We start from the raw sequence: 12,077 nt of genomic DNA on the forward strand, positions 1-12,077 counted from the left end.
AACCCGCCACGGCGGCCTGCCCGCCCGCAGGCCGCTTCCCGCCCGTACCCTGCGCGAAGAGCGCCGTAAGCGCCCGGTCACGGTCCGGGCTCAGAAAGTGAGCGCACGCCCCTCGTGGCGGGCCCGCGTCGTGCCCCACACTGGTGGGCGGTGCCTGAGGTCCTCGGAGCGCGGCAGGCCCGGCCTGCCGGACCCGGATCCCCCCGCGAAGCCGCTCCAGCTCCCCGGCACGGGCGGCGGCCCGGCCGCCGCCGCGCCACGAATGCTCTGCCGCATGCTCTGCCGCCTCAGCAGCGATCACCCTGGAGGTCGCCCCCGTGCAGACCCGGACCCCGACCCTGCCTCAGGCCCTGACCGATCCGGCACCGACCGTGCCGCAGCAGGCCGAGCCGCCCGCGTCCGAGACCCTGACCCTCCCCGAGGAGGCGGCTCCCGAACCGGCCGTACGGGCCGACACCAGCGGCCCCTCCTCCGACCTCTTCCGCCAGTACTTGCGGGAGATCGGCCGCATCCCGCTGCTGTCGGCCGCGGAGGAGGTGGAGCTGGCCCGCCGGGTCGAAGCGGGCCTGTTCGCCGAGGAGAAGCTGGGCAACACCCCCGACCTCGACACCCAGCTCGCCCTCGACCTCGACCGTCTGGTCGTCCTCGGCCGCATGGCCAAGCGCCGCCTCATCGAGGCCAACCTGCGCCTGGTCGTCTCCGTCGCCAAGCGCTACATCGGCCGCGGCCTGACGATGCTCGACCTCGTCCAGGAGGGGAACCTCGGCCTGATCAGGGCGGTCGAGAAGTTCGACTACGCCCGCGGCTACAAGTTCTCGACGTACGCGACCTGGTGGATCCGGCAGGCCATGTCGCGGGCGCTCGCCGACCAGGCCCGGACGATACGAGTCCCGGTCCACGTCGTGGAGTTGATCAACCGTGTGGTGCGGGTGCAGCGCCGCATGCTGCAGGAGCGCGGCTACGAACCCACGGCCGAGGAGGTCGCCACCCACCTCGAACTGTCCGAGGAGCGCGTCAGCGAGGTGCTGCGCCTCGCCCAGGAGCCGGTGTCCCTGCACGCGCCCGTGGGCGAGGAGGACGACGTCGCGCTCGGCGACCTCATCGAGGACGGCGACGCCACCTCCCCCGTGGAGTCGGCCGCGTTCCTGCTGCTGCGCGAGCACCTGGAGGCCGTGCTCTCCACGCTGGGCGAGCGCGAGCGCAAGGTCGTGCAACTGCGGTACGGGCTGGTCGACGGCCGGCCGCGCACGCTGGAGGAGATCGGCCGGATCTTCGGCGTCACGCGGGAGCGCATCCGCCAGATCGAGTCCAAGACCCTCAACAAACTGCGCGACCACGCCTTCGCCGACCAGCTGCGCGGCTACCTGGACTGACCGGGCGTACGGCCCGGGCGGTGGCCGACGGCTCAGGCGCTGGTGGGGGCGAACGCTCCGGGGTGGGTCTGCTCCCGCACGGTCGCGTACTGCTGGCGCACCGCCTGCCCGACCCCCAGGTCCTCGGGGCCCGGCTCGAACGTCTGGCTGGCCGCTGCGGGCCACAGCGGGGGCTGCTGCGGGGACAGCACGCCCTGCTGCACGCCCAGCGCCCACGCGGCCTGCCGGGCCGCTCCGATGGCCGCGTAGTCCGCGGGCTGCGGCACGACGACCTGGGCGCCGAACAGCGACGGGGCGATGGCCTGCACGGCCGGCAGCTCCGCCGCCGCGCCCAGCAGGAAAACCCGGTGCACCTCGACGCCACGCCCGCGCAGCACGTCCAGGGCGTCCGTGAGGCCGCACAGCATGCCCTCGAAGGCCGCCCGGGCCAGGTGCTCCGGCTTCATGCTCTCGCGCCGCAGACCGGCCAGCGTGCCCGCCGTGTGGGGCAGGTGCGGGGTGCGCTCGCCCTCCAGGTACGGCAGCAGGACCAGGCCGTAGGAGCCCGGCGAGGACTGCAGGGCCAGCTCGGAGAGACCCGCTAGGTCCGTGCCGAGCATTTCGGCGGTGCCGCGCAGGACGCGCACGGCGTTGAGGGTGTGCACGACCGGCAGGTGCATGCCCGTCGCGTCGGCGAAGGAGGTGATGGTGCCGGTGGAGTCGGCGAGTGCCGAGTGGTGCACGGCGAAGACGGAGCCGGAGGCGCCCAGCGAGATCACCGCGTCACCGGGGCCCACGCCCAGCCCGAAGGCCGCGGCCATGGTCTCGCCCGTGCCGGCGGAGATCAGCAGGCCCTCCGGGGTGTGCCCGGCCGGGTCGGCGGGGCCGAGCACCTCGGGCAGCGCCGCCTGGCGGCCCAGCGCCAGCTCCATCAGGTCCGGCCGCCAGCCGCCGGTGGCCGCGGACCAGAATCCCGTGCCGGAGGCGTCGCCACGGTCGGTCGTGCAGCGCGCCGGGCGGCCCAGCAGCTGCCAGACCAGCCAGTCGTGCGGCTGCAGCACCGCGGCCACCCGGGCGGCGGACTCGGGCTCGTTACGGGCCATCCAGCGCAGCTTCGCCAGCGGCTGCGCCGCCTGTGGCACCGCCCCGACGGCCTCGGCCCAGGCGGCCCGGCCGCCCAGCGCGTCGGTGAGATCGGCCGCCGCGACCTGCATCCGTTTGTCGTTGCCCAGCAGGGCCGGACGGACGAGTACGCCGCCCGCGTCGAGCGTGAGGAGCCCGTGCTGCTGCGCGGAGACGCCGATGGCCTGGACGCCCTCCAGCAGGCCCCCGGTGGCCGCCTCGCCCAGCGAGATCAGCCATGCCTGCGGATCGCCCTCGGGCGATGACGGTGGATGGGGTGCGTACCCCTGCCGGAGCACGGCACCCGTGTCCGCGTCGCACACCACGATGCGCGTGCTCTCTGAGGAACTGTCCAACCCGGCGACTATGCCCATGCCGAGATGATGCCAAACCCTGGGCGTCCGCCCCGCATCCGGTCAGGTGTTGCTGGTGCCCCAGTCGTCCTCGTCGCCCGCCCGCTGTTCGCGCAGGGAACGGATCCGGCTCGTCACGGACCCCGGCAGCCGCTCGCCCACCTTGCCGAGGGCCCTGCCGGCCATCGCCCGGCCGTTCACCGCGGCGGTCTCGGCGGTATTGCGCACCGCCGGGTTGTGCGCAACCCGCTGTGCTCCTTTGCGCAGCTCCTCGTACCGCTCGCGCCCGGCGCGAGCCCCGAGCACGTACCCGACAGCCGCGCCGGTGATGAACGTCAGCCGGTAGCGCATCGCGCCCCATCCTTCCGTTGGATCCGCTGTGCAGCCGCCTACCCGGCCGGACCGAAGGTCACTCCCGGGGCCCTGGGGGATACCGATTGGCGGAGCACCCCCCTGCTTGCGCTAATCTATGTCTCGCAGCGAGCGCCCGCCGCCCGGGAGACCGGTTCGGAGGTGCATTCGAGGCAAACGCGACAATCCCCTGTAGCTCAATTGGCAGAGCAGCCGACTGTTAATCGGCAGGTTACTGGTTCGAGTCCAGTCGGGGGAGCGCGGTCCCCTGTAGCTCAATTGGCAGAGCAGCCGACTGTTAATCGGCAGGTTACTGGTTCGAGTCCAGTCGGGGGAGCAGTGAGAGAGGGCCCTCCGGGGTCCTTTTTTCATTCCGGTGGGAACCGTACCGGCCGTGATCGAAGTCCTCATGGTCAGACCGATCACACGATACGGCCCCTCCGGGGCAGCAGATCGTATGAACGGCTATGCTGCGGCAGACGGCGCGCACAGATGTGCGCGACGCGCCGTGAACGGGGCGGTAGCTCAGCCGGTTAGAGCAGCGGACTCATAATCCGTCGGCCGTGGGTTCGAGTCCCACCCGCCCCACTGCGCGGCACAGGTGCAGAAACGATGCCACCTGGGCTTTCGACGCCCCGACCGGTCCTTTCCGGGCGGGGCGTCGTGCTGTGACGTACCTCTCGGGAGCCGGTCCGGCGCGGGGGTGCGCCGGCGCCGGGAGGCGGGCGTACGAAATTCTTTTCGGCCACCCGTGGCGTATTGCCATCGGCGCGGCCGGTCCCCACTATGGCGAGGCCGCCCGCGCACACCCCCTTCCGGGCCGCGGCGAAGGCGGCCGAGGCCGTACCGACGGCGCGGGTGGCACGGGGGAGAGGCGGCCATCGATGGTGGATCACTTCGTGCCCCCGCCCGGGGCGCCGCCCATGCCGGCGGGCGCGCCCCCTCCCCCCGCACCGCCGCTCCTCGTCGCCACCGCGCCGGCCGCGCTCGCCGGGATGCGGTGGGAGCTCGGCGGGCGCTCCCTCGTCATCGGACGGGCCGGCGACATCGCCCTGCCCGTCCGCGATGTGAGCGGCCGTCACGCCGCGGTGGAGCGGTACACCGACGGCGTGTGGATCAGCGACCTCGACTCCACCAACGGCGTGCTGCTGAACGGCGCGTCGCTGACGCCGGGGGCCCGGACGCGGCTCGCCCACGGCGACACCCTCGCCCTGGGCTCGGTGCGCCTGACGTACCTCGACCCCGCGGCCGGCCCGGGTACCGGCGGACCGGTGCGCGAGAGCGACTCCCGGAGCCAGACGACCCGCTACCTCTCCGCGGCCACCCAGCTCGATGCGCGCTTCGCCGCGCTGGTCGTCGACCGGATCGTCGACCAGCCCTTCCGGGCCCTGAGCCCCGCCTACGGGGTGGACCTCGCCGCCGTCACGCGCTGGGCCGTCGCGATGCTCCGGCGCAGGGCCGCCCGCGATGCGGTGCTGCTCGTCGTGCTGCTGTGGAGCACGGCGGCCCTGCTGATCGGACTGCGTCGGCAGGACCTGACGTCGTTGGCCGAGGCGAGGGACGCCCGCGGGATCCTGGAGCAGGTGGCCGGCCGGTGGCCGGTGCTCTGCACGGCACTCGTCGCGGCCCTGCTCGCCTGCGCCACGGAGCGCTGGATCACCGACTACTTCGTCCTGGAACGCCGCATGACCCGCGGCCGCTTCAAGGCCGCCGACGCCCCCGAGCCCCACACCCGCCGCGTCCGCCGGCGGCTGGCCGCCGTGGCCGCCCGCCCGCACGGCAACCTCATGGTCTTCGCCACCTACTACCCCTTCGCGGGCAGCGGCCTGCTCGTGGACGAGTGGTCCTTCGCGATCGACATCCAGCAGGGGGCGATGGGCGGCGACGGCGTCCGCAAGCAGCCGAAGCCCTTCGAGACGGCCGACCTCCACACCGCCCTCATCCAGGCGCTGCGGGAGCTCGGCATGCCGGATCTGCGCGTCGACGAGCGCCTCTTCGTCAGCGGCTACGACGTCCGGGGCGACGCACGACTGCTGCCCGACCGGCTCGCGCCGCCGGTCACCAGCATCGGACCCGAGGTGATCCGCAGCCGGCCGACCGGGCCCGGGGCGCCGAGCCGGGCCTACGTGTGCGTCGAAGTGCCGGCCTGGGGCGGCCAGCTGGTCGTCACCCTGTTCGTGCGCGCCGTCCGCACGCGCGGATCGCTCTTCCTGGAGTCGATCGCCTTCACCCTCCCGCCCCTGCTCGGCCGGTACCAGGCGGTGGACACCCTGCGGCTGCGGTCGGGGGCGGGCGCCCTGGCGGACGCCGTCGTCACGGCGTCCGCGAGAGCCCTGCCCGACCTGCTGTCCTCCCCGGTGGCGACGGCCCGGCACGTACGCCGCAGGTACCGGGCGTACCGGCGCCGCCGCGGTCAGGAGCGCTACATCCGGCACGACTACCTCTTCGACTACGGCGCCCTGCCCAGCATCCGCGAAGAGGCGGCCGGCGAGGACCGGGTCCGTTACTTCCTGGAGCTCGACGAAATCATGGTCGTCAAGGTGGTGCAGGAGCGGGTCCTCAAGAGCGTCGGCGACTTCCTCGCCGCGCACGACGTCGACCTTGCCGAGTTCGCGTCGCACCAGACGACCATCAACAACAGCACGGTCAACAACAACAACGACAACCGGATCCGCGTGGGGAACATCAGCGGCGGCTCCGGATTCTCCGTCGGGCACGGTGCGCGGGGAGGGGCCGGCGGCTCCCCGGGCGCCCGGCAGCCGCAGCGGTAGCGGTCGACGAAGCCGGCACACCGGAACAGGACGCACGGAGGGGTCTGCCATGGGATCGGACAGCAGCATCAACGTCGGTGACATCAGCGGAGGCAGCGGTTTCCACGTCGGCCACAGGTACGGCAACGACGCCGGCGACGACCCCCGCACACGGGAGGTCATCGACCGCATCGACGAGCTCGTCCGTGTCCTCGGGACATACGCCTCCGCGGTCCCCGACGCCGCGCAGGTCCAGGAGGTGGCCCGGCGGCTGCGGCAGGAGGTGGCGGCACCCCGGCCGGATCCGGTGGTCTCGGGCAGCCTGCTCCAGACCATCGCCTCCCGAGTGGGCCACGTCGCGGTCGTCGGCGACGTCGTCGCACGGCTCGGACAGGCGGCCACCGCGCTCTTCTCGTGAACCCCCGTTGACCGGCCTCCCCGGAACGTGCCTCCTTCGGGGGAGTGCGGTGCGCGGCTGCCGGGCGTGGTGCCGGGGCCGGGCCAGGGTGGGGGCATGAGACGTGTTGTGGCGAAGCTGCACCGGCGGCTGCGGAACGGTGCGAGTGCGGTCGGAATGGTGGCCCTGGTCGCGGTCACCGCTCCCTCGGCGGCTGCCGGGGCGCCGGGGGCCGGGGCGGCCTCGTGTGCCGTGCAGACCTGCATTTCCGTGGCGGGCGAGGGGCGGCTGGTGTACCGCGTGTCGGCCTCGGCGACGCCCGGCGGCGAGTTCTTCGGGCACTTCAAGATGTACGGAGGGGGGTTGAAGGGCGAGAGCGCGCTCCGGCACTGGCGCTACGGCCAGCCCTACACCGTGGCGCTGGGCCGCACCGTGCCCGACCGCACCGTGTTCTGTGCCGAGGGGTGGGAGCACGTGGTGGACGACAAGGTCCAGCTCCTGGGGAAGGAGCGCGGGCCGGACAAGCTCAAGCCCCGCGGGCGGGCCTGTGTGCAGATCCGTGGCTAGGCCGGGCCGGGTCCCGGCCCTGGCCGTGGCGTGGTGGAATACCTCGCCGGCCGGGCCGGTTGGCGCCCGTGGGACCGACCGGCCCCACCGACGTCATCACGGAAGCGGAAGCGGGTAGGCGGGCATGAGCAGCAGCACCGTTGAGCTCACCAAGGACAACTTCGACGAGATCGTGTCCGGTGCGGGGTTCGTCCTCATCGACTTCTGGGCCGAGTGGTGCGGCCCCTGCCGGAGCTTCGCTCCGGTGTTCGAGCGGGCGGCCCAGCGCCACGACGACCTGGTCTTCGCCAAGGTCGACACCGAGGCGCAGCCCGAGCTCGCGGCGGCCTTCGAGATCCGCTCGATCCCGACGCTGATGGTCGTGCGCGACAACATCGCGGTGTTCGCGCAGCCCGGGGCCCTGCCGGAGCCCGCCCTGGAGGACGTGATCCGGCAGGCGCGGTCGCTGGACATGGACGAGGTGCGGGCCTCCGTGGCCGAGCAGCAGGCGAAGGCCCAGGGAGGACCGCAGGCCGGCGATGAGTGAGCTGCTGCTGATCCGGCACGGGGAGACCGCCTGGAGCCGCGACGGACGGCACACGAGCTGGACGGACAAGCCGCTGACCGAGCGCGGTGAGCGCGAGGCCGGGCAGCTGCGGCCGTTGCTGGAGGGGCGGAGCATCGGGCTGGTGCTGGTGAGCCCCATGGCGCGGGCCGCGCGCACCGCCGAGCTGGCCGGTCTCAAGGGCGCCCACACCGATCCCGACCTGCGGGAGTGGGACTACGGCGGCTACGAGGGCGTCACCACCGCAGAGATCCGGCGCACCCGGCCCGGCTGGTTCCTCTTCGACGACGGCGTCGTGCCCGGCCCCGAGGGGCATCCGGGGGAGACTCCCGGACAGGTGGGCGTGCGCGCCGACCGCGTCCTGGCCCGCATCGCACCCCGGCTGGAGGAGGCCGCGGGCGACGGCGACGTCGTCCTCGTCGCCCACGCCCACTTCCTGCGCGTGCTGACGGCTCGTAGGCTCGGCCTGCCGCCGTCCGCCGGCGCCCTGTTCCGCCTGGACACCGGCACCGTCAGCCGGATCGGCACCGAGCACGGACGCCCGGCGCTGGTCGCCTGGAACGGGCGTGTCGGAGCGGGGGCCGAACCGGCGGGGGCATGATGATCGGACCGTACGTACGGCGCCCGTAGCGCTTCTTCCCGGGAGGAACACCACCGTGGCCACCAACCGCATCGCGACCACCGTCTGGAACGGCGAGCTGATCAAGGGCAGCGGCGAAGTCGCCCTCCAGTCGTCCGGCATCGGGACGTACCCCGTCACCTGGGCCTCCCGCGCGGAGCAGCCCGACGGCAGGACGAGCCCGGAGGAGCTCATCGCGGCCGCTCACTCCAGCTGCTTCTCCATGGCCCTCTCGCACGCCCTGACCGGTGCCGGTACGCCGCCCACGCGCCTGGAGACCAAGGCGGAGGTGACCTTCCAGCCGGGTGAGGGCATCACCGGCATCCACCTGAGCGTGCGCGGCGAGGTGCCCGGCCTGGACGAGGAGGCGTTCGCCTCGGCGGCCGAGGACGCCAAGAAGAACTGCCCGGTCAGCCAGGCGCTCGCGGGGACGACGATCACGCTCTCCGCAGAGATCGCCTGACCGTTGGACGGGCCCCGCCCGGCCGGTCAGCCGCGCAGCGTCGCGTAGACGATGAGGTTCTCCGCCGGGCGGCCGTCGTGCGTGCCGTGGCCGCCCGTGCACGTCACCAGGCGCAGCGCCTTCTGCGGCGTCTCCCCGAAGACCCTGTGGACGGGGAAGTCGCTGGTGGCGGTCTTCTCGGTGCCGGTCACGGAGAAGTGCAGCACGGTGCCGTCGCCGCGTTCGACGTCGATCGCCGTGCCTTCGGTGACCTTGTCCAGGTCGCGGAAGACGGCCTTGCCGTCGCGGGTGTCGTCGTGGCCGATGATCACGGCGGCGCCCCGCGAGCCGGGCGCGGCGCTGTCCGTGTACCAGCCGGCGGTCATGCCCTTGTCGGGCGGCGGGGCCGGAATGGGGTCGTTCCCGTCCCGGCCCAGGCGGAACAGCGGGCTGGACACGCCGATGGCGGGGATGACGACGCGCGTCGGCTCCTCGGCGTGGGCCGGCCCGCCGATGACCTTGTCGGTCCCGCCGCCCGGTGCGCAGGCGGCGGCCGCCGCCAGCACGGGCAGGGCCAGCAGCAGGGCGAGGACGACGAGGCTTCGACGACGGGACATGGCGTACACCGTATGAGGCGCACCGGGGCCGCTGCCTCGGCCGATCGGCCAGTTCGCCCTCGTCCTGCGGGGCGACGGGGCCGGTGCGGGCGCGGTCGTCAGGGAATCAGCCGCTGGAACAGGCCCCAGGTGAACTCCGCCACGTAGGCGCTGCGCGTCCCCCCGGCGTCCGGGGCGGTGAAGGCCAGCTGCCAGCGGGTGGGGGCCGTCCCCTCCATGGGGCGGGCGGGGGCGAAGGCCCGCGCCACCTCGTCCACCGTGCACGACCAGGGGCGCAGGTCCTCGATCGTGCGCAGCGCGGGGCCCCGGGCGCCGGGGGCGCGGACCAGCCATGCGTTCCAGACCGCCCCGCCGGGCGCGGACAGCACCTCGAAGTGCAGGTCCGGCCAGAGCGGCACCGTCCAGGACCGGGCCTCGAAGACCAGGTCGCCGACGCGGCGCTCGCCGGTGGTGGCGGGCGGGCCCAGCACGGACCGGTAGCGGGGGCCGGCGCCGCGGCGCCGGGAGTGCGTCATGGCCTGCCAACGGCGGTTGGCCTCGCGCATGTCGGCACGGCTCACGCCCAGTTCGCGCAGCGCGTCCTCGACCGCGCCGGGCTGGTGGTCGGCCATCCGGCGCAGCAGGACGAGCTGGAAGTCCAGCGGCCCCAGGCCGGGGCCGGTGGCGGGTGCGGGATCGGGGCCGGGGTCGGGTGCCGGTGTCATGGGGGCCATGGTCGGGAAGGCCCGACTTTCGCGCAAGCTTCACCCCCCGGCCGCCGGGAGCTGTTCCGGAGGCCGCCCACGCCGTGGCCGCGGCCGGTACGGTCTTGGGGCATGACGGAAATCGACCCCCAGCGCAGCGCACTCGTTCTCGTCGACCTCATGGAGCGCGTCGTTGCGCTGCCCCTCGCCCCGCGGCCCGGTGACGAAGTGGCCGGGACGGCTGCGGAGCTGGCCGGCGCCTTCCGCAAGGCGGGGGCGCCGGTGGTGGTCGTACGGGTGGAGCGGCCCGGCGTCGGGGAACAGCCGCCCGGCAGCGGGCTGCCGGCCGGGATCGCCGAGCCCGGCGACATCGAGATCGTCAAGCGGACGGTGGGGGCGTTCCACGGCACCGAGCTCGACGCCCGGCTGCGCGAGCGCGGCGTGCGCACGCTCGTCCTCGCCGGCATCGCCACCAATCTGGGCGTGGAGTCGACCGCCCGCGCGGCTGCGGACCACGGCTACGAGCTGGTCTTCGTCGAGGACGCGATGAGCGCCCTGACCGCCGAGGAACACCGGGCGTCGGTGACACTGAACATGCCCCGCCTGGGCACGGTCGTCACGTCCACGGCCCTGACGCTGGCGGGCTAGCGGAGCGGATACGCGGGGCGGGGCCTCACACCGGGCCCCGCGCCGCGCCCGCCCCCGGTGGTGATCAGCGGGCTTCGCCCAGCATCCGCTTCAGCAGGTCGCGCAGCGCCGTGCGTTCCTCCGTCGACAGGCCGGCCAGGGGCTCGCGGGCGAAGTTCAGGGACTCGCGCAGGCGGGCGGCCGTTGCCGTGCCCTCCTCCGTCGCGGCGGCCAGCTTCACGCGGCGGTCCTCCGGGTCCGTGCGGCGTTCGACCAGGCCGCGGGTCGCCAGGCGGTCCACGATCCCCGTCACGTTCGACGGCTCGCACTTCAGCTTCAGGGCGATCCGCCGCATCGGCATGGGCTCGCGGGCGAGCAGTGCCAGGACGCGGGCCTGGGCGCCGGTGAGGGAGTACTGGGCCGCCGCCTCCTCGTACTCCTCGTGGTAGCGCGCGACGACGGTCCCGATGAGCTCGCACACCTCGTGGGTGAGGGCGTCGGCCGGCGGTGTCGGAGAAGTCATGGGACACAGGCTACCCGGTTACTTGACAACATGAAATATCGAGGCACATGATTGTTTCAGCTCCTGAAGTATTCAGAAGGGTTGGTCCCCATGTCCGCCACGCCTGCCACCAGCCGCGAATGGCACCTCGTCGCCCGCCCCCAGGGCTGGCCCAAGCCCGAGGACTTCGCCCTGCGCGAGGCCCCGGTCGCCGAACCCGCCGAGGGGCAGATCCTGGTCCGCAACATCCACCTGTCCGTGGACCCGTACATGCGGGGCCGGATGAACGACGTGAAGTCCTACGTCCCGCCCTTCCAGCTCGACCAGCCGATGGACGGCGGCGCGGTCGGCGAGGTCGTCGCCTCCCGCGCCGAGGGCTTCGCCCCCGGTGACCACGTCCTGCACGGCCTCGGCTGGCGGGAGTACGCGGTGGTCGACGCCGCGCGCGCCGCCAAGGTCGACCCCGACGTCGCCCCGCTCTCCGCCTACCTCGGCGTCCTCGGCATGCCGGGCATGACCGCCTACGCGGGCCTGCTGGAGGTCGCCTCCTTCAAGGAGGGCGACGTCGTCTTCGTCTCCGGCGCCGCCGGTGCCGTCGGCAGCCTCGTCGGCCAGATCGCCAAGCTCAAGGGCGCCGCGCGCGTCATCGGCAGCGCGGGCTCGGACGAGAAGGTCAAGGTCCTCCTCGACGAGTACGGCTTCGACGCCGCCTTCAACTACAAGAAGGGCCCGGTCGCCGAGCAGCTCAAGGAGGCCGCCCCCGACGGCATCGACGTCTACTTCGACAACGTCGGCGGCGAGCACCTCGAAGCGGCCCTCGGCTCCCTCAACCTCAAGGGCCGCGTCACCATCTGCGGCATGATCGCCCAGTACAACGCGACCGAGCCGACGCCCGGCCCGCGCAACATGGTCAACATCCTGGCCAAGCGACTGCGCGTCCAGGGCATGATCGTCTCCGACCACGAGGCGCTGCGCCCCCGGTTCGTCCAGGAGGTCGGCGGCTGGATCCGCTCCGGCGAGCTCACCTACCGCGAGACGGTCGTGCACGGCATCGAGCACGTCGGGGACGCCTTCCTCGGCCTGCTGCGCGGTGAGAACACCGGCAAGATGATCGTCACCCTCGGCAACGACTGACGACCTCAGAACCCCCC

14 protein-coding genes and 3 tRNA genes are annotated in these 12,077 nt (G+C 73.3%); 12 read left to right on the forward strand and 5 right to left on the reverse strand.

Features of this window, described 5'->3' with window-relative positions; all coding sequences use genetic code 11:
* Window positions 1-197: 197 nt before the first annotated feature.
* Window positions 198-1,373: an RNA polymerase sigma factor gene (locus LE181_RS05195; protein WP_372458247.1), complete on the forward strand. Its 1,176-nt coding sequence runs from the start codon at window positions 198-200 to the stop codon at window positions 1,371-1,373.
* A 32-nt stretch (window positions 1,374-1,405) separates the two neighbouring features.
* Here the strand turns inward: LE181_RS05195 and LE181_RS05200 are convergent, their stop codons facing one another.
* Both LE181_RS05200 and LE181_RS05205 read right to left on the reverse strand, forming a co-directional pair.
* The gene (locus LE181_RS05200) at window positions 1,406-2,848 is read right to left on the reverse strand and encodes an FGGY family carbohydrate kinase (RefSeq protein ID WP_225659909.1); all 1,443 of its coding nucleotides are present in this window, start codon (window positions 2,846-2,848) and stop codon (window positions 1,406-1,408) included.
* A gap of 42 nt (window positions 2,849-2,890) precedes the next feature.
* Entirely contained in the window at window positions 2,891-3,178 is a 288-nt protein-coding gene (locus tag LE181_RS05205; RefSeq protein WP_225659910.1) for a YtxH domain-containing protein, read from the reverse strand.
* Window positions 3,179-3,364: 186 nt separating this feature from the next.
* Between LE181_RS05205 and LE181_RS05210 the strand changes: the two genes are divergently transcribed.
* The 9 genes from LE181_RS05210 to LE181_RS05250 all read left to right on the forward strand — a co-directional run bounded on the left by LE181_RS05210 (window position 3,365) and on the right by LE181_RS05250 (window position 8,518).
* A tRNA-Asn gene (locus LE181_RS05210) sits at window positions 3,365-3,437 on the forward strand.
* A 5-nt stretch (window positions 3,438-3,442) separates the two neighbouring features.
* Window positions 3,443-3,515 (forward strand) — tRNA-Asn (locus tag LE181_RS05215).
* 177 nt (window positions 3,516-3,692) lie between these two features.
* Window positions 3,693-3,766, forward strand: a tRNA-Ile gene (locus LE181_RS05220).
* A 296-nt stretch (window positions 3,767-4,062) separates the two neighbouring features.
* On the forward strand, window positions 4,063-5,949 hold the full coding sequence (locus tag LE181_RS05225; RefSeq protein ID WP_225659911.1) for an FHA domain-containing protein: 1,887 nt from the start codon (window positions 4,063-4,065) through the stop codon (window positions 5,947-5,949).
* 49 nt (window positions 5,950-5,998) lie between these two features.
* Window positions 5,999-6,346 (forward strand): hypothetical protein, encoded by a 348-nt coding sequence (locus tag LE181_RS05230; protein WP_225659912.1) that lies wholly within the window; start codon window positions 5,999-6,001, stop codon window positions 6,344-6,346.
* 96 nt (window positions 6,347-6,442) lie between these two features.
* Window positions 6,443-6,892 (forward strand): hypothetical protein, encoded by a 450-nt coding sequence (locus tag LE181_RS05235; RefSeq protein ID WP_225659913.1) that lies wholly within the window; start codon window positions 6,443-6,445, stop codon window positions 6,890-6,892.
* A gap of 124 nt (window positions 6,893-7,016) precedes the next feature.
* The gene (trxA, locus tag LE181_RS05240; RefSeq protein WP_225659914.1) at window positions 7,017-7,418 is read left to right on the forward strand and encodes a thioredoxin; all 402 of its coding nucleotides are present in this window, start codon (window positions 7,017-7,019) and stop codon (window positions 7,416-7,418) included.
* Window positions 7,411-8,037, forward strand: coding sequence for a histidine phosphatase family protein (locus LE181_RS05245; RefSeq protein WP_225659915.1), 627 nt, complete (start codon window positions 7,411-7,413; stop codon window positions 8,035-8,037). The genes trxA and LE181_RS05245 overlap by 8 nt, the downstream gene beginning before the upstream one ends.
* A gap of 55 nt (window positions 8,038-8,092) precedes the next feature.
* Window positions 8,093-8,518 carry an OsmC family protein gene (locus tag LE181_RS05250; RefSeq protein ID WP_225659916.1) on the forward strand — a complete coding sequence of 142 codons (426 nt, stop codon included), beginning with the start codon at window positions 8,093-8,095 and terminating at the stop codon, window positions 8,516-8,518.
* A 26-nt stretch (window positions 8,519-8,544) separates the two neighbouring features.
* On the opposite strand, the gene LE181_RS05255 is transcribed toward LE181_RS05250, so the two are convergent.
* Window positions 8,545-9,114 (reverse strand): sortase domain-containing protein, encoded by a 570-nt coding sequence (locus LE181_RS05255; protein ID WP_225659917.1) that lies wholly within the window; start codon window positions 9,112-9,114, stop codon window positions 8,545-8,547.
* 98 nt (window positions 9,115-9,212) lie between these two features.
* Window positions 9,213-9,818 carry a hypothetical protein gene (locus tag LE181_RS05260; protein ID WP_225659919.1) on the reverse strand — a complete coding sequence of 202 codons (606 nt, stop codon included), beginning with the start codon at window positions 9,816-9,818 and terminating at the stop codon, window positions 9,213-9,215.
* 111 nt (window positions 9,819-9,929) lie between these two features.
* Here LE181_RS05260 and LE181_RS05265 point away from each other — a divergent pair, with 111 nt between their 5' ends.
* The gene (locus tag LE181_RS05265; protein ID WP_225659921.1) at window positions 9,930-10,445 is read left to right on the forward strand and encodes an isochorismatase family protein; all 516 of its coding nucleotides are present in this window, start codon (window positions 9,930-9,932) and stop codon (window positions 10,443-10,445) included.
* 64 nt (window positions 10,446-10,509) lie between these two features.
* On the opposite strand, the gene LE181_RS05270 is transcribed toward LE181_RS05265, so the two are convergent.
* Window positions 10,510-10,947, reverse strand: a complete 438-nt coding sequence (locus LE181_RS05270) for a MarR family winged helix-turn-helix transcriptional regulator (protein WP_225659923.1) — start codon at window positions 10,945-10,947, stop codon at window positions 10,510-10,512.
* A gap of 90 nt (window positions 10,948-11,037) precedes the next feature.
* Here LE181_RS05270 and LE181_RS05275 point away from each other — a divergent pair, with 90 nt between their 5' ends.
* The gene (locus tag LE181_RS05275; RefSeq protein ID WP_225659925.1) at window positions 11,038-12,060 is read left to right on the forward strand and encodes an NADP-dependent oxidoreductase; all 1,023 of its coding nucleotides are present in this window, start codon (window positions 11,038-11,040) and stop codon (window positions 12,058-12,060) included.
* The last annotated feature ends 17 nt before the right edge of the window (window positions 12,061-12,077 follow it).

The sequence above is a fragment of the Streptomyces sichuanensis genome, assembly GCF_020328095.1.
GTDB lineage: Bacteria > Actinomycetota > Actinomycetes > Streptomycetales > Streptomycetaceae > Streptomyces > Streptomyces cinnamoneus.

Bases quoted from the DNA above. Each gene is read 5' to 3' on its own strand.
- LE181_RS05200 (WP_225659909.1), bottom strand. From the start codon at position 2,848: ATGGGCATAGTCGCCGGGTTGGACAGTTCCTCAGAGAGCACGCGCATC.
- LE181_RS05205 (WP_225659910.1), bottom strand. From the start codon at position 3,178: ATGCGCTACCGGCTGACGTTCATCACCGGCGCGGCTGTCGGGTACGTG.
- LE181_RS05225 (WP_225659911.1), top strand. From the start codon at position 4,063: ATGGTGGATCACTTCGTGCCCCCGCCCGGGGCGCCGCCCATGCCGGCG.
- LE181_RS05230 (WP_225659912.1), top strand. From the start codon at position 5,999: ATGGGATCGGACAGCAGCATCAACGTCGGTGACATCAGCGGAGGCAGC.
- LE181_RS05235 (WP_225659913.1), top strand. From the start codon at position 6,443: ATGAGACGTGTTGTGGCGAAGCTGCACCGGCGGCTGCGGAACGGTGCG.
- trxA (WP_225659914.1), top strand. From the start codon at position 7,017: ATGAGCAGCAGCACCGTTGAGCTCACCAAGGACAACTTCGACGAGATC.
- LE181_RS05245 (WP_225659915.1), top strand. From the start codon at position 7,411: ATGAGTGAGCTGCTGCTGATCCGGCACGGGGAGACCGCCTGGAGCCGC.
- LE181_RS05255 (WP_225659917.1), bottom strand. From the start codon at position 9,114: ATGTCCCGTCGTCGAAGCCTCGTCGTCCTCGCCCTGCTGCTGGCCCTG.
- LE181_RS05260 (WP_225659919.1), bottom strand. From the start codon at position 9,818: ATGACACCGGCACCCGACCCCGGCCCCGATCCCGCACCCGCCACCGGC.
- LE181_RS05265 (WP_225659921.1), top strand. From the start codon at position 9,930: ATGACGGAAATCGACCCCCAGCGCAGCGCACTCGTTCTCGTCGACCTC.
- LE181_RS05270 (WP_225659923.1), bottom strand. From the start codon at position 10,947: ATGACTTCTCCGACACCGCCGGCCGACGCCCTCACCCACGAGGTGTGC.
- LE181_RS05275 (WP_225659925.1), top strand. From the start codon at position 11,038: ATGTCCGCCACGCCTGCCACCAGCCGCGAATGGCACCTCGTCGCCCGC.